The 23,408-nt window shown below is 44.2% G+C and carries 19 protein-coding genes; 13 read left to right on the forward strand and 6 right to left on the reverse strand.

Annotation, left to right across the window (positions count from 1 at the left end):
* Positions 1-3: 3 nt before the first annotated feature.
* The 4 genes from VHA01S_RS06195 to VHA01S_RS06210 all read left to right on the forward strand — a co-directional run bounded on the left by VHA01S_RS06195 (position 4) and on the right by VHA01S_RS06210 (position 4,780).
* Complete coding sequence (locus VHA01S_RS06195) at positions 4-1,284, forward strand: extracellular solute-binding protein (protein WP_023403496.1); 1,281 nt, start codon at positions 4-6, stop codon at positions 1,282-1,284.
* Positions 1,285-1,410: 126 nt separating this feature from the next.
* Positions 1,411-2,904, forward strand: coding sequence for a CehA/McbA family metallohydrolase (locus tag VHA01S_RS06200; protein WP_023403497.1), 1,494 nt, complete (start codon positions 1,411-1,413; stop codon positions 2,902-2,904).
* A complete protein-coding gene (locus tag VHA01S_RS06205) occupies positions 2,891-3,628 on the forward strand; it encodes an HAD family hydrolase (protein WP_023403498.1) in 738 nt (245 codons plus the stop codon). Before VHA01S_RS06200 ends, VHA01S_RS06205 begins: the two co-directional genes overlap by 14 nt.
* A gap of 9 nt (positions 3,629-3,637) precedes the next feature.
* A complete protein-coding gene (locus VHA01S_RS06210) occupies positions 3,638-4,780 on the forward strand; it encodes an ABC transporter ATP-binding protein (RefSeq protein ID WP_023403499.1) in 1,143 nt (380 codons plus the stop codon).
* Between the two features lie 73 nt (positions 4,781-4,853).
* On the opposite strand, the gene VHA01S_RS06215 is transcribed toward VHA01S_RS06210, so the two are convergent.
* The gene (locus tag VHA01S_RS06215) at positions 4,854-5,960 is read right to left on the reverse strand and encodes a M20/M25/M40 family metallo-hydrolase (RefSeq protein ID WP_023403500.1); all 1,107 of its coding nucleotides are present in this window, start codon (positions 5,958-5,960) and stop codon (positions 4,854-4,856) included.
* An 88-nt stretch (positions 5,961-6,048) separates the two neighbouring features.
* Positions 6,049-7,461, reverse strand: a complete 1,413-nt coding sequence (nhaD, locus tag VHA01S_RS06220) for a sodium:proton antiporter NhaD (RefSeq protein WP_373277884.1) — start codon at positions 7,459-7,461, stop codon at positions 6,049-6,051.
* Positions 7,462-7,765: 304 nt separating this feature from the next.
* Here nhaD and VHA01S_RS06225 point away from each other — a divergent pair, with 304 nt between their 5' ends.
* The 4 genes from VHA01S_RS06225 (at position 7,766) to VHA01S_RS06240 (ending at position 12,919) form a co-directional block, all read left to right on the forward strand.
* Entirely contained in the window at positions 7,766-8,464 is a 699-nt protein-coding gene (locus VHA01S_RS06225; RefSeq protein ID WP_023403502.1) for an NAD(P)H-dependent oxidoreductase, read from the forward strand.
* Positions 8,464-10,389 (forward strand): monovalent cation:proton antiporter-2 (CPA2) family protein, encoded by a 1,926-nt coding sequence (locus VHA01S_RS06230; protein ID WP_023403503.1) that lies wholly within the window; start codon positions 8,464-8,466, stop codon positions 10,387-10,389. The genes VHA01S_RS06225 and VHA01S_RS06230 overlap by 1 nt, the downstream gene beginning before the upstream one ends.
* Entirely contained in the window at positions 10,386-11,570 is a 1,185-nt protein-coding gene (locus tag VHA01S_RS06235; protein WP_023403504.1) for an MFS transporter, read from the forward strand. The genes VHA01S_RS06230 and VHA01S_RS06235 overlap by 4 nt, the downstream gene beginning before the upstream one ends.
* Positions 11,571-11,926: 356 nt before the next feature.
* Positions 11,927-12,919, forward strand: coding sequence for an Abi family protein (locus VHA01S_RS06240; RefSeq protein ID WP_023403505.1), 993 nt, complete (start codon positions 11,927-11,929; stop codon positions 12,917-12,919).
* 692 nt (positions 12,920-13,611) lie between these two features.
* Here VHA01S_RS06240 and VHA01S_RS06250 read toward each other — a convergent pair.
* Together VHA01S_RS06250 and VHA01S_RS06255 are read right to left on the reverse strand one after the other, a co-directional pair.
* Positions 13,612-14,742 (reverse strand): HlyD family secretion protein, encoded by a 1,131-nt coding sequence (locus VHA01S_RS06250; protein WP_023403506.1) that lies wholly within the window; start codon positions 14,740-14,742, stop codon positions 13,612-13,614.
* Positions 14,742-15,149 (reverse strand): DUF3302 domain-containing protein, encoded by a 408-nt coding sequence (locus VHA01S_RS06255; RefSeq protein ID WP_023403507.1) that lies wholly within the window; start codon positions 15,147-15,149, stop codon positions 14,742-14,744. The genes VHA01S_RS06250 and VHA01S_RS06255 overlap by 1 nt, the downstream gene beginning before the upstream one ends.
* Positions 15,150-15,402: 253 nt before the next feature.
* On the opposite strand from VHA01S_RS06255, the gene VHA01S_RS06260 reads away from it, so the two are divergent.
* On the forward strand, positions 15,403-16,296 hold the full coding sequence (locus tag VHA01S_RS06260) for a DMT family transporter (RefSeq protein WP_023403508.1): 894 nt from the start codon (positions 15,403-15,405) through the stop codon (positions 16,294-16,296).
* A 74-nt stretch (positions 16,297-16,370) separates the two neighbouring features.
* Here the strand turns inward: VHA01S_RS06260 and VHA01S_RS06265 are convergent, their stop codons facing one another.
* Complete coding sequence (locus tag VHA01S_RS06265) at positions 16,371-17,816, reverse strand: hypothetical protein (RefSeq protein WP_023403509.1); 1,446 nt, start codon at positions 17,814-17,816, stop codon at positions 16,371-16,373.
* A 154-nt stretch (positions 17,817-17,970) separates the two neighbouring features.
* On the opposite strand from VHA01S_RS06265, the gene VHA01S_RS06270 reads away from it, so the two are divergent.
* Genes VHA01S_RS06270 through VHA01S_RS06280 form a run of 3 tightly spaced genes read left to right on the forward strand, consistent with a single transcriptional unit; the run spans position 17,971 to position 21,356 of the window.
* Entirely contained in the window at positions 17,971-18,948 is a 978-nt protein-coding gene (locus tag VHA01S_RS06270; protein ID WP_023403510.1) for a YbgA family protein, read from the forward strand.
* Between the two features lie 13 nt (positions 18,949-18,961).
* Entirely contained in the window at positions 18,962-20,416 is a 1,455-nt protein-coding gene (phrB, locus tag VHA01S_RS06275; RefSeq protein ID WP_023403511.1) for a deoxyribodipyrimidine photo-lyase, read from the forward strand.
* 40 nt (positions 20,417-20,456) lie between these two features.
* A complete protein-coding gene (locus VHA01S_RS06280) occupies positions 20,457-21,356 on the forward strand; it encodes a L,D-transpeptidase family protein (protein WP_039970294.1) in 900 nt (299 codons plus the stop codon).
* Positions 21,357-21,448: 92 nt separating this feature from the next.
* On the opposite strand, the gene VHA01S_RS06285 is transcribed toward VHA01S_RS06280, so the two are convergent.
* Positions 21,449-21,733 (reverse strand): Lpp/OprI family alanine-zipper lipoprotein, encoded by a 285-nt coding sequence (locus tag VHA01S_RS06285; RefSeq protein WP_023403513.1) that lies wholly within the window; start codon positions 21,731-21,733, stop codon positions 21,449-21,451.
* A gap of 267 nt (positions 21,734-22,000) precedes the next feature.
* Here VHA01S_RS06285 and VHA01S_RS06290 point away from each other — a divergent pair, with 267 nt between their 5' ends.
* A complete protein-coding gene (locus tag VHA01S_RS06290) occupies positions 22,001-23,329 on the forward strand; it encodes a DEAD/DEAH box helicase (RefSeq protein ID WP_023403514.1) in 1,329 nt (442 codons plus the stop codon).
* Positions 23,330-23,408 lie beyond the last annotated feature (79 nt).

The raw sequence follows: 23,408 nt of genomic DNA on the forward strand, positions 1-23,408 counted from the left end.
GAAATGAAACTAAAAACCTTAGCACTCGTGTGCGCAAGCGCAGCAACCGTTGCAATGTTTTCTAGCAATGTTCTGGCTGCTACAGAAGTTAACTTCTGGTACTCAGGTGGTACTAAACCACAGAAGATGATGAATGAGTTAATTGCAGAGTTTAATGCCAGCCAAGACCAGTATGTGGTTAAAGGGGCGTTGCAGGGTAACTATTCAGAAACGTACCAAAAACTACAAGCAGGTTTAGCCTCTAAAACGGCGCCAGAGTTAGTACTGCTAGATTCAGGTCGAGCGGTAGCAATGCATAACCGTGGTTTGAGCCGAGATTTGACCAGCTTTATGGACGCGGAATTTAATTTCTCTGACTTCATTGGCGCATTTAAAGATCAAGTTACCGCAGAAGATGGCTCTGTGATTGGTTTGCCTGCATACGGCACTACACAAGTGTTTTACTACAACAAGCAAGTATTGGCTGATAACGGTTTTACTGAAAAAGACCTAAGCACATGGCAGGGCGTGGCAAAAGTGGCAGAAAAAGTTACTCAACGTGATGCGAAAGGCGATGTGACGTTTTACGGCTGGGAGCCAATGTGGGGCGCTGATAACCTAATTGATGCTGCATTTTCAAACGGTGCGAAAATCATTAGTGACGATGGCAAAACCGTTTTGATTGATTCTGCGCAGTGGGTTGAAGTGTGGGATAGCTTCCGTAAATGGATTCATGACGATCAAATCATGCGCATTCATTACGGCGGTCAAGGCTGGGAATACTGGTACAAAACCATTGATGATGTCATGAAAGACAAAGCACTGGGTTATACCGGTTCATCAGGCGATCAGGGCGACCTTGACTTTACTAAGCTGAGCGCAACGACTCAGCCAGGTTGGGGCTCACACCCAGCTGCGCCACAAGCCGGCGCTTTAGTGTACGTGATGCCAAAAGGCACTGACGACCTAGCGGCAAAAGGGGCGTTTGAATTTGTTGAGTTCTACACCAATGCGAAAAACACCGCGGCTTGGTCAATGTTCACCGGTTACATTCCAGTGCGTAACAGCGTTTCTGAAGTATCAGAATACCAAGAGTTTACTCAGCAAAACCCGCAAGCTTTGATTCCTTTAACGCAGGCGAACACGGCAACTAAAGACTTCTTAGATCCAACCAACGGCCAGATCATGGACGCATTGAAGTTAGCCGCCGATCAGGTACAAATTCAAAACGTGCCTGCGGAAAAAGCACTGCAACAAGCGGCTAAGAGAGCGCAACGTGCACTAGATAGAGCAAACCGCTCTTAGTCACGGCCTAATTATCTATGTGCGCCTAACGTGGTAAGTACATAGATTTAGCATAAAGAAGTGGTCCACTTTAGGGTGGGCCATTTTTAATTATCCCTTTTACCTTAGATGAACGTGGTGAACACAATGACCTTATTTACAGGTGAAGTCGCATTTGGCAGACAGCGCATGCTTTTTGACGTGCCTGCTGACGCTGATTTGGTAAGAGTTACCGGCACTACAGTGACTAAGGGATTCTTATACGCAGCGGTGTACGATGCAAAGCACGCTTTTCGTGGCAAAGTGTTGTTTGAAAAATCGCACAAATCTTTGCTTATCCAATCCCAAAACTCAGGTTTCGGCGCAATTGATGGTGAGATCAGCGCAGGCGAATGGTATTTGGAATTGTATAACTTAGAGGGTGAATTTCGCGGTGAGCGCGCCATGCAATATCAGGTGGTGGTGCAGTGTTTCAGTCAAGAACAGAATACCTATGTTGATGAAGCGCAAGACTACGCCGAGCATTTACAGCTCACTTCAGTCGTAACCTCAGCGCATGGCATTGATTTTGATTATTCAAATCTGCTTTGCACTGAGTCACGTTGGTATCGAGGCGATTTGCATGCCCATAGCCAACTTTCAGACGGACACAATAGCTTGCAAGCGGCGAACAATATCGTCGAAGCGCAAGGTCTTGATTTCTTCTTTTTCACTGAACACAACATTTGTCAGCCGAAACTGCCTATATCTAAGCAGTGCCTATTTTTACCTGCAATCGAAGTCACTACCGATCTAGGGCATTTCAATGTGCATGGGCCGACTAGCTCATTAGATTTAAGGGCGATTGAACACAGCAGTGTTGCCACCATACAGGCGGGTTTGGATATCGCCACCCAAGGGCATAGTTCGATAAGTCTAAATCATCCGATGATGAAACCTTGGCATTGGAAGTATCAAGATATTGCTCTAGCGCAAGTCTCTACCTTTGAAGTGTGTTGCGATCCCACTTGGTCTACCTCAGCCAAAGCGACCGACGATGCGCTATTGATACTAACGCAAATGTGGAATTGCGGCCATCGAATTACCGCAGTGGGTGGCAGTGACGGTCATTTACAGCCTCATGAGCGTAATCCAAAAGCCAGTGAGCCTTCGTTATATGGCGATCCTTCTACCTTTGTGTATAGCCACGGTTTAAGTGGAGAAGGGATATTGTCAGGGCTTAGAAATGGACAGGTTTATATCGAGCGTCGTTGCGGTTTGCAGTTTGCTATTTACTCAGGCGATAGCACGACCCAATTACAGCCGGGACAAGACTCAAAAGGCCAGGCGTTAACTTATCATTTATCGGTGACCGATAGCCATCATCCCTATTACGCAGAATGTATTGTCGATGGTGTTGTCGTGGCGCGTATTGCGCTGAGCGAGCAAGCGCAAGCGGTACGTATTGCCAAGGGATACGCTTGGTGTCGCGTTGATATCCGTCGTGGACATATGCCTGATAGCGGCAACATCGCTGCTGAACAAAATGAGTTTGAAGGATGCATTAACGCATTATTTGATGGCTCAAAACCACAATTTAACCAACCCCTAGTCGATACTTGGGGAGAACTAATGGAGCGAATAAATAGTGACGAAGTATAAAGCACTGTTATTTGACAAAGACGGTACCTTACTCGAATTTCATAATATGTGGCTCAATGTTGCGCGCGCCGCCTGTGAGCAAGTTAAAGCGTATAGCGAGCAGCATAATGCCAACTCAAATGTGACCAGTAGTGAGCTTTTATTGGCAATTGGCGTAGAAGGGGATGTGGTTGATAACTATGGATTATTGGCTTCAAACCCTGTGGAAGATACCGCGCTAGTGTGGTTTGAACTGCTGAAACCTAAAGTGACGTTAATCGAATTTACCCAAATCACGAAACTGGCCTTTAATGAGCAAGTGGAACAAAACCCGCAGTGGATCGAGGCTTTGCCGGGCATTGGTGACAAGCTGAGCCAGTTAAAACAGCAAGGTATGTTGCTCGGCGTTGCTACAGCAGATACCAAAGATTCCACCCTTTATACCTTACAGCAATCGGGGTTAGAGGGTCTGTTTGACTATGTCGGCTATTCCGATGGTGATATTGAACCAAAACCGGCTCCAGCCCTGCTCAATGCGTTTTGCGAGCAGTGCGGAATCAAGCCTCACGAAGTGATTATGTTTGGCGATACGGTATCGGACATGGAATTTGGCCGCAATGCGGGCGCAAAAAACGTCGGTGTATTAACCGGTACGGCGCAGCAACATGAGCTAGAGCCGATGGCGGATATTGTGATTGCTTCGGTGGCGGATTTTAACCCGACCGAATTTAACGAATTGATGTAAGGGTAAACCATGGCTGAAGTAACACTAAAAGGGGTAGAGAAAACCTACCCAAATGGCTTTAAAGCGGTGCACGGCATCAACCTTAATATTCGTGAAGGCGAGTTTATGGTGTTTGTTGGCCCGTCAGGCTGCGCCAAATCCACCACTTTACGCATGATTGCAGGGCTGGAAGATATTTCAGGCGGCGATATTTATATTGGTGAGAAGCGGGTTAATGATCTGCCTCCAAAAGATCGCGGCATCTCTATGGTGTTCCAAAACTACGCCCTGTATCCGCACATGTCCGTTTACGACAATATGGCGTTTGGTTTAAAACAGCAAAAATTGCCTAAGGATGAGATACAAGAGCGTATCGCAGTGGCGGCTAAAACCTTAGATATTGAACATTTATTGGATAATAAACCCGGCGAAATGTCCGGCGGGCAAAGACAGCGCGTAGCACTAGGACGCGCTATGGTGCGCAAGCCGGATGTATTTTTGTTTGATGAGCCATTGTCGAATCTAGACGCTAAATTACGCGTGTCTACGCGAGTGAGCATTTCACAGCTGCACAGTGATTTAAAACGAGAAGGGCAAAACGCCACCATGATCTATGTGACCCATGATCAGGTGGAAGCGATGACGCTCGGCGACCGTATTTGCGTGTTAAATCAAGGCAAAATCATGCAAGTGGATACGCCGATGAACCTGTATCAATACCCTGCGAATAAGTTTGTGGCAGGCTTTATTGGTTCGCCTGCTATGAACCTAATAAAAAGCAAAATTGTCGAGATTGACGGGGTGATGAGCGTCGAGTCTGAAAGTGGGGTTTGTTGGCAATTACCGCAAGATAAGCAAGCCATTGCGCGAGATAAAATCGGTCAGTGGGTGTGGTTTGGGGTGCGTCCAGAGCATATTCAATTGGCGCATCAAGACGATGATTTGGCAGTAGCCGTTAACACGCAAACCCATCCAGTCGATGTGGTGGAATCTATGGGTAACGAGCTGTATTTGTACTTCACGGTCGGTGATGACAAATTGGTGGCGCGTGTGCCGTTTGATGGTCAGCACATTGCTAAAAGTGGCGATAAAGCCTTATTGCATTTCAATACTGCTCAGTGTCATTTATTTGATTTACATACCGAGCAAAGTCTAGCTGTGAATGCAGACTAGCTTGCATGGCTCACCTACGCTTAAATGCGCCTAGGTGAGCCCTATTACTCTGTTTTTATTTGGCTAAATAGTCTTATTTGGTTAAATACGCCATTAAAAACTGCGAAATCTTACGCATGTCTTCAATAGCAATATACTCTTCAGTGGTGTGCACTTTTGCCATACCCGTAGATAGGTTAACAATGGTTAAGCCTTTCTCTGCAAAGATATTCGCATCACTACCGCCGCCTGTAGAAGTGACGATAGGCTCGATGTCTAGTTGAGTGAACACTTCTTTGACCGACTGAATATGCGGGTGTGATTCAGGGATTTGGAACGGGTTGTAGGCGCGGCTAGAAACGATATCAATTTTTGCGCCGTGCTTAGTTGCTGCCGCTTCAAAAGTCTCGACCATGTGCGACACTTGCTGCGCCAGTTTACCTTCATCCAAAGAGCGTGCTTCTGCTTCTAGGTATAGGCTTGGCATAACGATGTTGGTCGCCTGTCCGCCAGAGACTACGCCAATGTTAGCCGTGGTTTCTTCATCGATGCGAGAGAGGTTCATATTGCTGATAGCATCAGAGGCAACTGTGAGCGCATTGATGCCTTGCTCAGGAGCAAGCCCTGCGTGAGCCGGTTTACCAGTAATGGTCACTTTTAAGTTTTGCTGACCCGGGGCAACAGCAATGATAGTGCCGATAGGGCCACCTGAATCTAAAACAATGCCCACTTCTGATTCAATCTTAGCGCAATCAAATTCTTGTGAGCCGCGTAGGCCGCCTTCTTCATACACAGTGAATGCGATTTCAATGGTTTTATGGGCAAGGTTATTCTCTTGCAGAGTTTTCACTGCTTCTAAAATAGCGGCAATGCCAGATTTATCGTCACCACCTAAAATGGTTTCGCCATTTGAGCGAATGATGCCATCTTCAATGATTGGCTGAATACCGTTACCTGGAGTAACCGTATCCATATGACAGCTAAGTACGATGCTGCCGTCTAGTGTGCCCGGTAATTTTGCATAAATGTTGAAGCCATTGGACAGCGTTTCAGGCACGGCAAGGCGCTCTACGGAAAATCCCAACTCTTGCAGTTGTGATTCAATATCAAGGGCAACTTCTTTTTCGTTACCTGATTCGCTATCAATTTTTACTAAATGCAGAAAGTTATCTACTAAACGGTTTTGATCTACTTGTGTCATTGAATTACTTCTATATCTATTCATGAGCGCCTAGTTACACATATTGCGTAATGCTCATTCTTGATCTAGATCAATTTCAATTCCGATTTTAAAACAGATGCCCGTTAATCCATAAATGTGTGACGATGCTAGCAGCGTAACCTAAGGCAATCACGGGCATCCATTTTAAATGACCAAAGAAAGTATATTTGCCGTGCGCTGCGCCCATTAAGGCTACCCCCGCCGCAGAGCCGATGGAGAGCAAACTTCCTCCCACACCTGCGGTTAAGGTTACTAACAACCAGTTACCCATAGAAAGCTCTGGTTGCATGGTTAATATGGCAAACATCACCGGAATGTTATCGACAATGGCGGATAACACGCCAACCATCACATTCGCCCAAATAGGGTCCCACTGGGTATACATGATTTCAGAGACCAGCCCTAAATAGCCCAGTAAGCTTAACCCGCCGACACACATCACTACGCCGTAGAAAAAGAGTAACGTATCCCACTCGGCGTGCGACACTCGTCGAAAGACATCAAACGGCACCACTGAGCCTAAACGTTTTAGTGCGGCTTCATCGTGCCTAGCTTCCGCTAATGCTCTTTTCTTCGCCAGTGAACTTGGCAGAGTTTTGCGTAAGAAAAAGCCGAAGAATTGCAAATAGGCCAGTCCCATCATCATGCCGATAACGGGCGGGAAGTGGAATAATCCGTGAAAGGTAACCGCAGTGGCAATGGTTAAAATAAATAAGCCTACGATGCGGCGCGCGCCACGCTTTAGCTCCACATGTTCATGCACAGTATCGGGCTGAGTAGTCGGTACAAACAAAGACATAATGACCGCAGGGATGATGTAGTTCACCACCGATGGCACAAACAAGGTTAAGAACTGTTCAAAATTGACATGGCCTGCCTGCCATACCATCAGTGTTGTAATATCGCCAAAGGGACTAAATGCACCGCCGGCATTGGCGGCAATCACGATATTAACGCAGGCAATGTTAATGAATTTATAGTTCGTCCCACCAACCTTCATGACCACAGCGCACATTAATAGCGCGGTGGTGAGGTTATCGGCGATGGGGGAGATAAAGAAGGACAAGATCCCGGTCAGCCAAAATAGAGAACGCAAGTTAAAGCCTTTGCTGACCATCCATGATTGCAGTGAGTCAAACAGGCGACGCTCTTCCATTGCGCTGATATAGGTCATGGCGACCAGTAAGAATAGCAGCAGCTCGGAATACTCTAATAAATTGTGGTCAAGTGCGCTCTTGGCGACCTCTATCTCTCCGAGCCTTAAAAAAGTGAAGCCAATTAAAATCCAAATCAGTCCCGCCGCCATTAACACAGGCTTTGATTTTCTCAGCTTTAGCACCTCTTCTCCCATCACCAAACAATAAGCAATGGCAAAAATGAACAATGCTAGATACCCTACGCCAGATTGAGTGAGATCTGGCGCACTATGGCTGGTGGCAGCGTAGGTTAACGGAGAAAAAAATAGGGATAGAAAGGCCAGAAATAATATGGACGAATAAGACTTCACTGCGACTCCTTGCAGACAATAAATCAGTTCCAATAGTGGCTTTTGTTTGACTATGCTCTATGGGTAAGTGGTAACAACAGTTAACAAAAGCAACAAGTTTCACATAGCCTAAACCTGAAACTAAAACAATAGCTTGCGGTGGATCACTTTTTACGAACTCAGATGAAATAATTTAGTTAACGCCAAGTATTTATTTGGTTAACAGTCAGGTTTGGTTTGCTGAGGTGTATTTGTGTTTTATTTCAATTGTTTGAATAGATAAAGATTAAGGGATTTTATGAATAAACAAGTCGATAGCCATAGCGCAGAAGCGTCAAAAAAACGCGTTTTATTGCTATTTGCTCATCCTTCTCAAGGGCGCTCTGAAGTGAATGCCGAATTGTTTAAGCTCGCTAACACCATTACTGGCGTGACGTGCGTTGATCTATATCGAGACTATCCCAAATACGACATCGACATTGAGCGAGAACAACAAAGGTTGTTAGAGCATGACGTGGTGATCTTTCAGTTCCCTTTATATTGGTATTCAACGCCTTCAATTCTCAAAGAGTGGCAAGATTTAGTTTTAGAATACAATTTTGCTTACGGCCCTAAAGGCACAGCGTTGCATGGTAAACATTTGTTGTGCGCTATCACCGCAGGCGGCAAGGAAGATGCCTATCAATGTGATGGTTATAACCATTACACCATTCGAGAATTGCTACATCCTATAGAGCAAACCGCTTCGTTAATTGGCATGCAATATTGGGCCCCGTTTGTGTTATTTGGCGCAAGAACCGCAGTTGAAGAAGGGCGGGTGAGTGAACATATGCAACAGTGGCAATTGCTACTCAATGCCATTGTAGAAGATAGGGTGGATCTTAAAAAAGCGGGTCGGTTACCTCAATTAAGCGGGCACTTAGATTCAGCCTTGTTATTAGATGCAGAATTGTTACCTGCCGCTGATGCTCAGTCACACACAAAGGGAGAGGCGTAATGACTGGATATTTCTTACAGGCATTTATCTATTTAATTGCGGCTGTCATTGCAGTGCCGATTGCAAAGCGTCTTGGTTTAGGTTCGGTGTTGGGTTACTTAATTGCAGGGGTAGTCATTGGGCCTATTACCGGTCTGGTTGGCGCAGAGACAGCGACTATTCAGCACTTTGCTGAATTTGGCGTCGTTATGATGCTGTTTTTGGTCGGGCTAGAGCTTGAACCTAAGATGCTGTGGAACATGCGCAATCGCTTAGTGGGGCTCGGCGGCATTCAGGTGGCGGGCACAGCAGGTATTGTAATGGCCATCGCGCTGATGTTAGGGGTGCAGTGGTCAATTGCGCTGGCTATCGGTCTTATTTTCTCCCTTTCTTCTACTGCTATTGTACTGCAAACCTTTAGCGAAAAGGGGTTAAGCAAAACTCAAGGCGGACAAAACGCTTTCTCGGTATTGCTGTTTCAAGATATCGCTGTGATTCCTATGTTGGCGTTTATTCCGTTACTTGCCTTGCCTGAGTTGATTACTGCCGCTCAGTCAGCAGCGGTTGAAAGCGCAAACCATCACCCAGAATTGAGTTTAGTGGCCGGACTTCCGGGCTGGGCGTATGGACTGGTGATCACCGCTTCTATAGTTGCGGTCGTTGTAGGAGGGCATTTTGTCAGTCGTCCGCTGTTTCGCTTTGTGGCCTCATCCGGCTTACGAGAAATTTTTACTGCCACAGCATTGATGTTAGTGATAGGTATTGCCGCACTTATGGGCTTAGTGGGTTTGTCACCTGCACTAGGTACATTTTTAGCTGGGGTGGTATTGGCAAACAGTGAGTTTAGGCATGAATTAGAATCGAATATTGAGCCGTTTAAAGGACTATTGCTAGGGCTGTTTTTTATTACCGTCGGCGCTGGCATCAACTTTGGAATTTTGTTTGATGATTTTGCTCTTATTCTTGGGCTCACATTAGGCTTAATGCTACTTAAAGGGCTTGTTTTGTGGTGTCTCGCGGTGGTCTTTAAAATAAAAGGCGTCAATCGTTGGCTGTTTGCACTAAGCCTTGCGCAAGCGGGGGAGTTTGGTTTTGTACTGCTTAGCTTTACCGTACAAAACAATGTATTACCTAGTGATATTGCGAGCACCTTGTCCTTGGTTGTGGCGCTGTCGATGTTCTTTACGCCTGGCTTATTCATTGTTTATGAAAAAATTATTGTGCCTAGATTTGAAAAGCAAACCAATCAAGGCGAACAAGATGTGATTGATGAACAAGGCAAAGTGATTATTGCAGGGGTTGGGCGCTTCGGCCAGATAGTGAACCGACTGCTCGTAAATAATGGCGTAGAAACCGTAGTGTTGGATCATCAAGCAACGCAGGTCAATAACTTACGCAAAATAGGCATTAAAACCTTTTTTGGCGATGCCACTAAACCGGATCTGCTACACACTGCAGGCATAGAGCACGCCAGAGCGCTAGTGGTTGCTATTGATAATCAAGAGTCGTCAGTGCAATTGGTGAAGTACGTTCGGCACACCTACCCGCAAGTTAAAGTCATTGCTCGAGCCTTTGACCGAGGGCACTTTTATCAACTGCGTCAAGCTGGCGCCCATCATATCGAAAGTGAAACCTTCCACTCTGCACTAGAGGTAGGCACCGTCGCGTTACGTTGTATGGGTTTTCATCCTTTTCAAATAGAACAACAACGTCATTCTTATATTTACGTAGAGAAACAGAGCTCAGATGAATTATATAATGCTTGGTTGGATGATTCTGAGGGTGAGCGTTACGACAATAACTTCTTAAAGCTGTTTATTGAGCTTGAAGATAAAATACGTGATGCCATGGGCTCAGATCGTCATGACGGTGATTCGCGCGCTGAAAGAGGGTGGACGCCACCACCAAAAGGCTATGCAGACCAATTTGAGGATAAGTTTGAGTGATAAAAGATAAATCGTGGCAAACACCAAAGAATTTCTTAATTCTAATTTCTATTATTGTGCCAGTGGCATTTTCAAGCTGGATGGCACTGTTAAATAACTTTGTGATTGAAAAGGCCCATTTTAACGGTGCAGATATTGGTTTGCTACAAAGTGTTCGTGAGATCCCGGGCTTTTTAGCCTTTAGTGTTGTATTTGTGCTGTTGTTTATTCGCGAGCAGAAATTCATGCTAATTGCATTGGTGATGCTTGGATTAGGCACGCTTTTGACGGGGTTTTACCCAAGTTTAACCGGGTTATTGCTGACCACATTATTAATGTCGAGTGGCTTCCATTACTTTGAAACTTTAAAGCAATCATTGTCATTGCAATGGTTATCAAAAGCAGAAGCGCCAGAAATGCTCGGCAAGATGATTTCCATCGGAGCGTTAGCATCCCTTATCACTTACGGCGCATTGTGGGTGATGTTGCAAGTGCTTAAATTGGATTATTCCGTGGTGTACGCGATTACTGGCGGTACGACTATTGTATTAGTGGCGGTAATGGCATTTTGCTTCCCTCAATTTAAAACCGATACCGTGCAAAACAAAAAGCTAATTTTAAGAAAACGTTATTGGCTGTACTACGCTCTGACCTTTATGAGCGGCGCACGTCGCCAGATCTTTACCGTATTTGCAGGCTTTTTAATGGTAGAGAAATTTGGTTATTCGGCCGCAGATATCGCTTTGCTATTTTTGATTAATTACTCGTTTAACTTTTTGTTCGCCAAGAAAATTGGTCGTTTGATTGGCAAAATCGGCGAGCGAAAATCCATGATGTTTGAATATTTTGGTTTGATTTGCGTCTTCATCGGCTACGCCGTCGTGAAATCAGCACATTGGGCGGCCGCCTTGTACGTGGTTGACCATCTTTTCTTTGCATTAGCATTAGCTATTAAAACCTATTTCCAGAAAATCGCTGATCCCGCGGATATGGCATCAACGGCAGGGGTAAGCTTCACCATTAACCACATTGCAGCGGTCGTCATTCCGGTAACTTTTGGCATCATTTGGCTAACTTCACCATCGTTGGTCTTTGTGATTGGCGCAGTAATGGCAGGGGTTTCTTTGCTATTGTCCTTGAATATTCCAGCGCATCCGACTGAGGGAAATGAAGTGAGATTTCTTCACTGGGGTAAGGCTTAATTTATAGAAGGCTATGATGTCTTGAAGTTGTAGTCGCTCCCTCTGGACGGGGGAGTATTGAATATAGACGTATTGCTAGAAAAGATACTGTCATGTGTTTGATAGCTGCTTACTTTACCTATTGCTTGCTTAACAAGAAGTTACCAGTTCAACTTTCATAGTTGTCGCTCCAAAAGAATACTAAAGTGATACTATGCTATCACTTTGAGCTTCGTAAGTTCCGTGACCACTAACGCAGCATTAAGGTGGGTAACGGTACCATGATACCTAACGATGGAATGAAAAATGCCATGCGTTGGGAGGCCATATTAAATGCTTGTAAATGCATTTAGACGCGCACGTAAATCCACTTTACAATGCACTTTTCTTTTTCTACCCTCAAGCATATGAAGCCTAACAATATTACTGAAACCATTAACACGATCTCTTCCGATCGTCTCAATAGTTATCGTAGCTACTTTCATCTGAACTCAGATGAAGAGTGCTTAGGGCTGTATTTGTGGAATGATGCTCTTTCTGCTTCCTTTTTCAAATTAATTAGTATCTTTGAAGTAGCTCTTCGCAATACTATTCATAGGGAGCTGTCTCACCAATTCAATGCGCACCGACAGCAAGGGCATGCATTCGATAATGATTGGTATGAGTACCTGATTACCCTAGGTCAATTAAAGCCTAAGACAGTGGATATGATTCGAAAAGTGACCCATTTTCAATCACGAGGTCGCGGAAGAAGAAATCGAAATCAATTAATAGCGAAAAATCCGGCACCAACACCAGGAAAAGTAATCGCGGCACAAAGTTTTGGTTTCTGGGGGTTTTTAATTAATGATACTTCGTCGAACAACTCAATAGATTGGCAAAGCGCACTATTCAAAGGGCTTAAAGGGCACTTCGCCCTCCATTCTACTTACTGGTCTCAAAACGCACTAGAAGACTTTTTAATGCGGTTGAGTCAGGTCAATGAACTAAGAAACCGAATTGCTCACCACGAACCTATTTGGAAGTTCACTCAGATCAAACACTACAGAACCAACCAAGAAATCTATCCTGCGGCATCAACGCCAGAAGAGAGTATTCAGCGAATGAAGACTTTAAATGAGCGATTGTGCCGGATACTTGGCTGGGTATCCGAAGATAGAAAGAACGATTATTTGGACTCCCATTACAAATCACATTTTGATTGGCTTACAAGTATTGAAGCTCTAGATGTATACAAATCTCTTTCATACAGCAATATACTAACACCCGCACAAGCGAAAAGACGTTTTAATGGTATAGTAAAAAGTTCAAAGGTACATGAGGTTATTGGCAAGCGAGGCATAGTTACTATACTCCCTGGAGTTGTGTAGTTGACACTACAGTAGCTTTATACCATAATTTAGTCACTAGCTCGTTAGGCTACAGTGTTGGTAATAAAATTCTCGCCAATATCTCTAACTTGAGCATTCTAGAAAGCACCCTGCGGGGTGCTTTTCGCTTTTCTAAGAGCTAAAATCTAAAGTCAGATAATGTCCGCTTAAGCGGTGAGCAACGTAATGCAATATTTCTGCGTACCACCTAACTCACAAAATTCAACGCATGGTAAAAATGCTACGCGTTGCGAATCCGTCTTGAAATGTTTGTTGAATGAACCCGCTTTGCGGCAGAAATAAGCATAAAGTGACCATACTTCTTGTGTGTCAACGGGGTCAGGTCTTGAATTTTGCAAAGAGAAAAATTTTTCTGTGTGTCAACGGGGTCAGGTCTTGAATTTTGCAAAGAGAAAAATTTTTTCTGCGTATCTATCAGTACAACTGATGGGTCATCGGTGGGCTTGTGATACCAAGCTTTGGGACAAAACCATCGAAAAGCTTCGAGCTTTATTATCATAGTTCTAATCTTTATTGCCGAGTTTCAAACCCTAATGTTCAACGACGATTAGTAGCTCTACGTTAAACCAATTGTTTTAATCTCTATTCCAACAACTGCAGCCAATAGATTAGAAAACCCCGCTACAGATCCCTCTGTAGCGGGGTTTTTAATACATCGAATCAATGGATGATTAGTGATCCAAATACAGGTAGTTTTGCCAGCTCTTCATGCGAATCAGGATTTTACGCATGATAGAGACATGGTGAAAACTATCGGAATACACGGCAACTTCTACAGAAGCCCCTAAAGGTAATTGGTATTGAGATAAGTCATCGTGCAGTCGCAGTTTCACTAGTGCTCGGCCAGATACATTCAGTGATTGTGTGCCTAACAATCTTCCTGATGCCTGAATTTCACCTTCGGCCATAGCAGGGATGACGTTGACTACCTCGCCAGAGAAGACTCTGCCCGGTAAGCTTGGAAACATAAACTCAGCTTCAAACCCCGGCTCTAGGCGTTGTAATGAATTCTGGCGAAATGCCGCCGCATAATAAAATTCTTCAGCGTGGATAAAGACCATTGACGGTGCCAGTGGTAAAGGCACTGCCATTTGCCCCGGACGTAAGATAAGTTGCGTAACAAAGCCGTTGGTAGGGGCTCTAACTACCGTTTCATCAAGGTTAAACTCGGCTTGTCGAACTTGAGCTTGCAAGCGAGCGACAGTGGTATTTTCGCCCTCTATTTCAGATTCAAATGCCACACGAGCACTGTTTTCCATAGCGATTTTTGCTTCTAAATCAGCTTGCGCCCCTTTTAAGTTTTGACGACGAGTGTCTACTTGTTGGGCGGTAAATGCGCCTTTCTTGTAACCCGAATAATAACGATTAAACTCTTGTCGAATACGGTCACGCTCAGCGATAGAGCGGATTACATCGGCTTGAGCGGCCTTATATTCGGACTCTAACTGATAGACAGCTTGTATTGCGGCGGCCAAATCGGCCTGTTTGCTCATCAACTCTGCTTCATAAGGTTCAGATTCAATTGTGAACAAGGGCTCACCTTTCACAATAAAAGTATCTGGTTTGACGTTGACTTCAACAACTCGACCTTTCACCGTCGGCACTATCGGTGTGGTGTTGTAAACTTGGCGACCAATTTGCGTAAATGGATGGTTGTAGTTCATCAGCAGTATTAAGGTGCCAATCAAAATAACGCCACCTAACACCGCGGTAGGAACACTCCATTTGTTCAATGGGATTTTAAATATCTTGAATACAGCGACACAAAACGCGGTATAGGTCAGTATGAGTAGTAAATCCATTACACATCTCCTTCGCTAGGTTGAGAGGGCGATTTAGCTGCAGTCTGAGGTTGCACTTGTGGCTGATTTTCTTGGAGTTGTTTTAGTTGAGCAACTTGTTGGGATAAATCATTAAGCTGTTGATTAAGTTGGGTAATGTCATGATGTAAATCAGATTGCTCTTGCTTGATTTGAGTCATTCCCCATCCACGGTCTTCACGCCATAAGGTGGCCCATATCCAGAGAAACGGCCAAATAACATGTAGGGTCAAAAGGCTGATCCAGCCGGTTACGTGAATGGCGTCTTGGTGGGGATGATTTCGTTTTTTGGCAATTTCATAGGGGATATCGTGAATGACTATCACCCCATAAAAAAGGACAAGAGCGACGAAAACTAATAATCCTAAAGCTACGTAATCGAGAAGCATGTTTCATCCTTGTAATGCTTGTTCTGATATTGTTGTAATATTTTTAACTTTTATCTGAGTGAATACAACTACTTTATTGATTATATGAGCTTTTACTTGAGGTTTTGCCTGTTAAATGAAATTAACAATTGATGGATTACAGTTAACTTCTATTACTATCACTGTGCTCTAAGCACCTAGCAGAAATGTTGAATGATAAGGTTTGCCTGTTTGGGAGAGTCAGTATTTTACAATTAAAGATTAAGGGTCTGATGTGAGTTTTGTAGGCGAAATCGCTGCGGTGAGTGCGGCTATGGTGTGGGCGATCGCAACATGGATATACGGCCAGTTTAGTCATCGCTTTAGTGCGCTGCAGCTGAATATTATTAAAGGCGTTATAGGCTCGGCAATGATGTTATTGGTGTTGCCGTTGTTACCTGTGCCAAAGATAGAGATCTCTAGCCAACATGCATTAATTTTAGGGCTTTCTGGCGTGATTGGTATTGCCATTGGTGACAGTGCCTATTTTGCAGCGTTAAGGAGAATTGGACCTAATAATACCTTACTGCTTGAGTCTTTGGCGCCACCGTTATCTGGGGTGTTTGCGTTAATCTTTTTAGGCTTAGGGCTTAGCTTGCTCAATTGGGTGGGGATTCTTGTCACTACTATCGCGGTGGTGTTTGTCGTCATACAACCTTCGTCAACAGCCAAAAGTACACACTCTAAATCAGGGATTGCGTATGGCTTACTGGCCAGTGTGTGCCAAGCCAGTGGCGTGGTTATTTCGCATTTTGCTTTGGTGGCAGGGGATATTAATCCGTTGTTAGGTGCACTTTTGCGCTTGTCTATTGGTGTGCTAGCCGTGGCGATGATCATTCCTTTTTGTCAGCCCAAGCCATTTTCGCATTTGTTGAGCTCGGCGAAAAAGATGGCCAAAACAGACCGATATTATTTGTTAGCGGCGATTACGGTCGGAACATTTCTCGCATTGTGGTTACAGCAAGTGGCGTTGAAATACGCAAATCCAGCCATCGCACAAACCCTAATTGCGACCAGTCCATTATTTATGTTGGTGATTTATAAGATAAAGGGATTAAGTCTATCTGGACGTTCAATAATAGGTACGCTGGTGGCTATTTTGGGGGTGGCAATGTTGCTGATGGGCTAAGTGCTTTAGTACCAAGTATTAAGCTTTTGCTACTGGCTTTACTACGGGCGATTACTACGGACTATTATTACGGGCTATTGCAACAATTGATCCAATGATAATGGCTTCTCAGAAATGCCAGCATTCACGGCAGGTGTTTCCCCCGGATTGTTTTGATGGCAAAGGTTGTTCCATGCTTTATAAATGTCTAATAAAGGCAACAATCCTTCAGGACGGCGCTTGCGGCGAGGTTCATTTACGCTACTTTTGAAAATGACATGGAAACGTTCCATGTAATTGCTAATAGGGGTGTGCTTGGGCAGTTGATGAACCTGTTTTTGGGTAAGATTGCTTTCGATGATTTGGCAGATAGCGCGCTGCTCAGTATTGGCTCGAATGTGTTTTTGCTCAGATAGCGACCACGACACCTTGTTATGCGCAAAAATTAAAGGTTGAGGCTTACTGCCCATTCTTCCTTCTATCCATGCCGGATCATCAATTTGGTAAAGCAGATCCAGTGATTGCTTTTGACGCATTTCATTAAAACTGGTGATTGCCGCTTCTGCTAACATAGGTTCAAAAGCAAGGCTTAAGGTTAGCTTATCCATGTCCTGAAACCACTGATTTATCTGATGATAGTGGGCAGTGGCGCAGTATATTGGCGTGACCAATGATGTTTTAACAGGGTAATTAAGCTGAGTTTGATTGTGCAGAGGGTTATTGCGATGGCTTCTGGCACTATGATCGTTTAAGCGAGCCATAATAATGTCGGCCAGTTTATCGCTAGCAGGCTCTGATAGCGGCGTATTGATGCTGGCAAGGTATTCTCTGGCAATGATGCGATTGCCCGATACATTGGCTTGTTCACTGATATTGACCGATTGATGCACCACATAATGAGAGTTTAAATCTAGGGTGCATATCCAAAGCACACCATTCTCGCTGTTGGGTTGCAGGTAATGATAGTCGCTACCTAATAAATACTGCTGTGATTGGTTTTGCCAATGATGGTCAAAAACCGACGACTTATGGCGACAAATTGCAGCCATGGCTTTGATATGGTCATTCAAGGTTTTGGCTTGCATCTGCAATTTTATCGAGATTTCCTTCAAGCTAAAGCCGGTTAATAACAGCGCTAAAATAGTGACATGCGTTTTTAAGTTAGGGTTAGCAACCGAAAATCGGTCAACAACGGTCTTTTGACAACTCTTACAGCGGTAACGTTGTTTATCGCCACTAAAACCAAATGAATAGTATTTTTCTGGATAAAGCTGCACGTTGTAGCCCAAGTTGTCACACGCTTTGTTGGTACATGCAGTGAGGCCAGCTTGTAAATATTCACGTTGTGAACTTAGCTCGCTTTGCAGTTCATCAGGCCAAATGATCGGAGAGATGTTGTGACAACTGGCACAAGCAATTTGTGGGTTATTGCGTTCACTGAGAATCGAATAATTCGCCGCATTTAATGAGCCAAAATCTGCACATAACGGATTTTTGCAAAAATTAAGTTCGATGATTTGTTGGGTAATTTTCTCAGGCACGACTATCTGTTCATTGTGATTCGAACTTTGATTCTATCTAAAATTAACACAATAAACACTTTTTAAATAAAAAGATGACCTTTACGGCTGTTTTGCCCGTACAATAAAGAAATAGTTTAACAACAAATATTTAACTTTTTCTAAGGATTGAAATATGGTTAATACGCAGACAGAAAGTAAATCTAATACGTCTATTCAAATTGGAATTAGCGCTTGTGTGTTAGGGGAGAAAGTTCGCTTCGACAGTGGCAGTAAAGCCAGTAAATTTGTGACTAAAGAATTAGCTCCTTTTTTTGACTTTGTGCCTGTTTGTCCAGAGGTAGGCGTCGGCATGACTGTTCCACGCCCAACCATTCGCTTAGTCTCAGAAGAACAACGCATAGCGTTAGTTGAAACCAAAGACCCAACCAAAGACCACACCGATAAAATGATCGACTACTCCAATAATAAAGTGGATGAGTTAACCCAAACTGAGTTGTGTGGCTATATTGTGTGCGCAAAGTCTCCAACCTGCGGTATGGAACGCGTCAAAGTGTACACCAAAGCGGGGGCGAGCAATGAAGGCGTTGGGCTGTATACTGATGTTCTGATGAAGAAAATGCCATGGCTTCCGGTAGAAGAGGATGGCCGCTTAAACGATCCAGTATTAAAAGAAAATTTCATTTCTCGAATCTTCAGTTTAAAAGATTTCTACGACTGTGTAGGTGATAGCCCAACTTCTGGAAAAATAGTGGCGTTTCACTCTCGGTATAAGCTGACTTTGATGGCACATGATCCTATCTCTTATAAAGCGCTTGGTCAGTTAGTGGCTAAGGTAGCGGATTATGACAATCAAGAGTTTTATGAACTCTACCGCCTGAAATTCATGCAAGCGTTGACCAACAGAGCAAGTCGAAAAAATAACTCTAATGTTCTGATGCACATTCAAGGGTACTTTAAAAAATCGCTGTCAGGGCCAGAGCGACAAGAACTGCGCGCCGTTATTGACGAGTATCGCCAAGGCTTGCTGCCTTTGTTGAGTCCACTCACGCTGATCAGACACTATTTGTCTTTGTATCCGGATGCTTACTTACAAAGTCAAAAATTTTTAGCCCCGCATCCTCAAGAACTTCGTTTGCGTTACAGCCTATAAAAGGAGAGGTTGAATGCGAGCTTTAGTCTGGTTACGTCGTGATCTTAGAACGATAGATAATACGGCGCTGATTCGCGCCATGGATAATGTTGAACAAGCCAATAGTGACGATAAAGGCCTGATTGCGCTGTTTACGGTAACGCAGAAGCAGTGGCAAGAGCACGGTGTTTCGGCAATGCAGCAACAACTGATTTTTCGTCGTTTACAGGCATTATCTATTGAATTAGCTGAATTAAAGGTTCAGTTACACATTGAAGTCGTCGATCACTACCAAGATTGTGGCTCGTTAATTTCACAGTTGTGTGAGCGCATGTCGATAAAACATGTGTTCGCTAATGCTGACTATGAGGTGAATGAGGTACAAAGAGACCAGCAAGTTAAAAGCAAGCTTGAGTCACAAAACATTCCTTTCACGCTTTGTTCAGATAAGTGTGTGTTTGCGCCGGGAAGTATTTTAAATAAACAAAGCAGTTATTTTAAAGTATTCACCCCGTTTAAAAAAAGTTGGTTACAACGCTTTAATCCAGCTCAATTAGCGGTGCGTAAACCGATTGCGCTTACAGTTAATAAATTATTTGATGGCGAACAAGGGTTCGAACTTTGCTCAAAGATGGGAGATGCGCAACAAGCATTGTCAGCCACAACGGTGGCGTGGCACGCTGATACTCAATCCATCATTAACCAACTGCGGCTATTTTCCTTTCAAAAAGCCAATAATTATCACGACAACAGAGATGTGCCATCAGTAAACGGCACCAGTCAGCTTTCTCCTTACCTTGCACTAGGTATGTTATCGGTTCGTCAATGTATTGCTCGTTTACTTAATGGCCGCCACCCTGAACATTTAAGTGAAGGTGAGCAGACGTGGCTTAGTGAGTTGATATGGCGGGAGTTTTATCAGCATCTTATTTATTTCCAACCTAAGCTGTGCAAAGGCGCTAACTTTGTGGCGTGGTGCAATAATATTCGTTGGCAAGGCGACATTGAGCATCTTAAAAGCTGGCAACAAGGTGCCACAGGTTATCCTATTGTGGACGCGGCTATGAAGCAGTTAAACCAGACAGGTTGGATGCACAATCGACTGCGAATGATAGTGGCGAGCTTTTTAAGCAAAGATCTATTGTTAGATTGGCGCTTTGGCGAGCGTTATTTTATGAGCCAGTTAGTCGATGGTGATTTTGCCGCTAATAACGGCGGATGGCAGTGGTCAGCATCTACCGGCTGTGACGCGCAACCTTACTTTCGGATTTTTAATCCTATCTCGCAAGGCAAGAAGTTTGACCCGCAAGGCGAGTTTGTAAAACAGTGGCTACCTGAGCTGCAATCTGTGCCAGATAAATACATTCATTCGCCTTGGTTATGGGAGGAATTTGCCAGTTTGGACTATCCTGATCCTATCGTTGATCATAAAAAACAACGGCAATTGGCGCTGCAGATGTATAAGGAAGCTAAGAATAGTGAATGTTAGGTCTTGGATTAAGTGTTTAGGTATTAGCTTGTCATTGGTAATGTCGGCCTCGTTGTTTATACCAAGCGCACTGGCCGCAACCTATCGGTTACCTGTCGATGGCAGTCATGTGGCGGGGAAATTGCAACGTCACCAAGTCAAAGCGGGCGAGACCTTCGCGCTGCTTGCTAAAGATTATGATGTTGGTCTGCTTAGCTTGATTGCGGCCAATCGTGGTGTTGACCCTTTTCTTCCTGAAGAGGGGGAGGTACTCACCATTCCAAATCGCTTTATTCTGCCCTTGGCAAAACAGCAAGGGATAGTGGTTAACCTTGCTGAGCTTCGCCTTTACTATTTTGATCCTGATGGTGAGCATGTGCATGTATTTCCAGTGGGGATTGGTCGCATTGGTCGCGAGACCCCGCAAATGGTCACCTCTATCAGTTCTATGATCGAAGCGCCGACTTGGACGCCGCCAAAGTCTATTCGTATGGCTTACGAAGAAGATGGTATTGAACTGCCTGAAGTTGTCCCAGCAGGTCCAGACAATCCATTGGGCGAATACGCCATGCGTTTGCGATATGGCGCGGGGCAGTATTTGATTCATGGCACTAACAAGGATTTTGGTATTGGCCTTAGAGTGAGTAGTGGCTGTATTCGCATGGAGCCAGAGGACATAAAATGGCTATTTGAGCGGGTGGGGCGTGGCACTAGAGTGCAAATTGTTAATCAACCCATAAAAATGGCCGTTGAACCTGATAGCAGTGTTTTTATCGAATCTCATGAGCCATTAACAGCGCGAGATGGAATGAAGCAAACGTTCGATTGGCCGTTGGAGTTACAGGTCTGGTTAGATAATGATGGGTTAGAGAATTATGCTGAAACGTATTCAAAAGTGACTGGGGTGATTCAAATTCAAACGGGTATGCCGATTATGGTGCACGATGGAAGCCATCATTGATGGGTGTCATTGGTATAACCTGTCTTGAAAATCTAGCCCCACAAAAAAGCCAGCTGTAACAGCTGGCTTTGAAATTTAGTGCGTAGTGGAGACTACTTAGTATAGGATTGTGCGACGTTATCTAGGCGTTCGTTTGCACGAGCTGATTCGTCTTGTGCAGCCATAGCGGCTTCTTTAGCTTGCATCGCAGCAGCTTTGTTTTCTGCTGAGTCTTTTTCATGTTCAGCTTTCAGTGCTGCTAGATCTTGCTCTAGTTGCGATACTCTTGAATCAGTATCAGCCATTTGTGCTTTAGTCGCTTCATCTGGACCTGATGCACAGCCTGCCAACAATAATACTGAGCTAACTCCTGCTGCAAGTATAATTTTTTTATTCATACGAACTCCCTGATTTCTTTTAGTTATGCCACTTATTTCTGATGGCTTAAATAGTGTAGACGTAGAATAAAGTATGTTCGAATAATTTATAGAAATTAGGTAATTATCACGAAAACCTGCGCCAATTGCCCCTCAAATAGTGGATATTTTTGTGATCTGAGTCGTCAACTAGGGTACTATTAGCCCGATTTTTGTATAAGTTGCTTTCTCTATATCTCATTTTGGGCAGATAGAAGGCAAAATCATCCCGTTTTTTTGGAGAGTACTTTGAAGTTTAGAGAATTAGGTTTAGACAATCGTTTAATGAAGAATTTGGATCACTATTCGTTTAAGAATGCGACCGAAATTCAGCAACAGGCAATCCCTGTAGCACTTGCAGGTAAGGATTTACTTGCCTCGTCTAAAACCGGTTCTGGTAAGACTTTAGCGTTTGTTTTGCCAATGCTGCATAAAGCATTAAAAAGCAAAGCCTTCTCTGCCAAAGATCCGCGCGGTGTGATTTTAGCACCGACGCGTGAATTAGCGCGCCAAGTCTATGGCGAGCTTCGCACTATGTTAGGTGGCCTTTCTTATACGGCGACTTTGATTGTTGGTGGTGAAAACTTTAACGACCAAGTCAAAGCACTGCGCAAATACCCACGTTTTATCGTGGCAACGCCAGGACGTTTAGCCGATCACCTTGAGCACCGCTCTCTATTTCTAGATGGTTTAGATACGTTAATCCTTGATGAAGCTGACCGTATGTTAGATCTGGGCTTTGCTCCTGAGCTGATGCGCATTCACAAACTGGCAAAACACCGTCGCCGTCAAACATTGATGTTCTCTGCAACGCTCGATCACGCCGAAGTGCATGATATGGCAATGGAGATGTTAAACGCTCCAAAACGTATCTCGATTGATAGCGGTAACGCGCACCATACGGATATCGACCAGAAATTTTATCTTTGTGATCACTTAGATCATAAAGAAGCCTTGTTGCATCGCATCATTGCTGATGCTGATTACAATCAGATTATGATTTTCACCGCCACGCGCTCGGATACCGAACGTTTAACCGTTGAATTGAACAAACTGAATTTAAAAGCGGTCGCATTAAGTGGCGGCCTGACTCAAACTCAGCGTAATACCATTATGAGCCAGTTTGAGCGTACCGTATTTAAGATCTTGGTGACCACAGATATCGCCTCGCGTGGTATTGATATCGCCAATGTATCGCACGTGATTAACTTTGATATGCCAAAACATACCGAAGAGTACGTACACCGTGTAGGCCGTACTGGTCGTGCGGGCAACAAAGGCATGGCATTGTCTTTAGTTGGACCAAAAGATTGGGATAGCTTCAAGCGCGTAGAAAGCTTCTTACAACAAGAGCTTACCTTTGATGTTCTTGAAGGGCTGAAAGGCAAGTTCAAAGGCATTAAACCTAAGAAGCCGACGTTCCGCGGTAAAACGAACAAGACCAATAATAAGCCGACAGCAACCAAAAAAGTGGCTAAGAAACCGGTTAAGCGTGATAAAACATTCCACACCAATGTGGCAGTGGGCGATGCGGTATTTATACCTACAAAGAAAACGCCACCTAAAATTGACGACTAATTGAGTCTCAATTATCCCAATTCATACTAGCGAAGACTCAGGTCTTCGCTTTTTTTTGTCTTAAATCTTATACCAATCG

This window comes from Vibrio halioticoli NBRC 102217, assembly GCF_000496695.1.
GTDB lineage: Bacteria > Pseudomonadota > Gammaproteobacteria > Enterobacterales > Vibrionaceae > Vibrio > Vibrio halioticoli.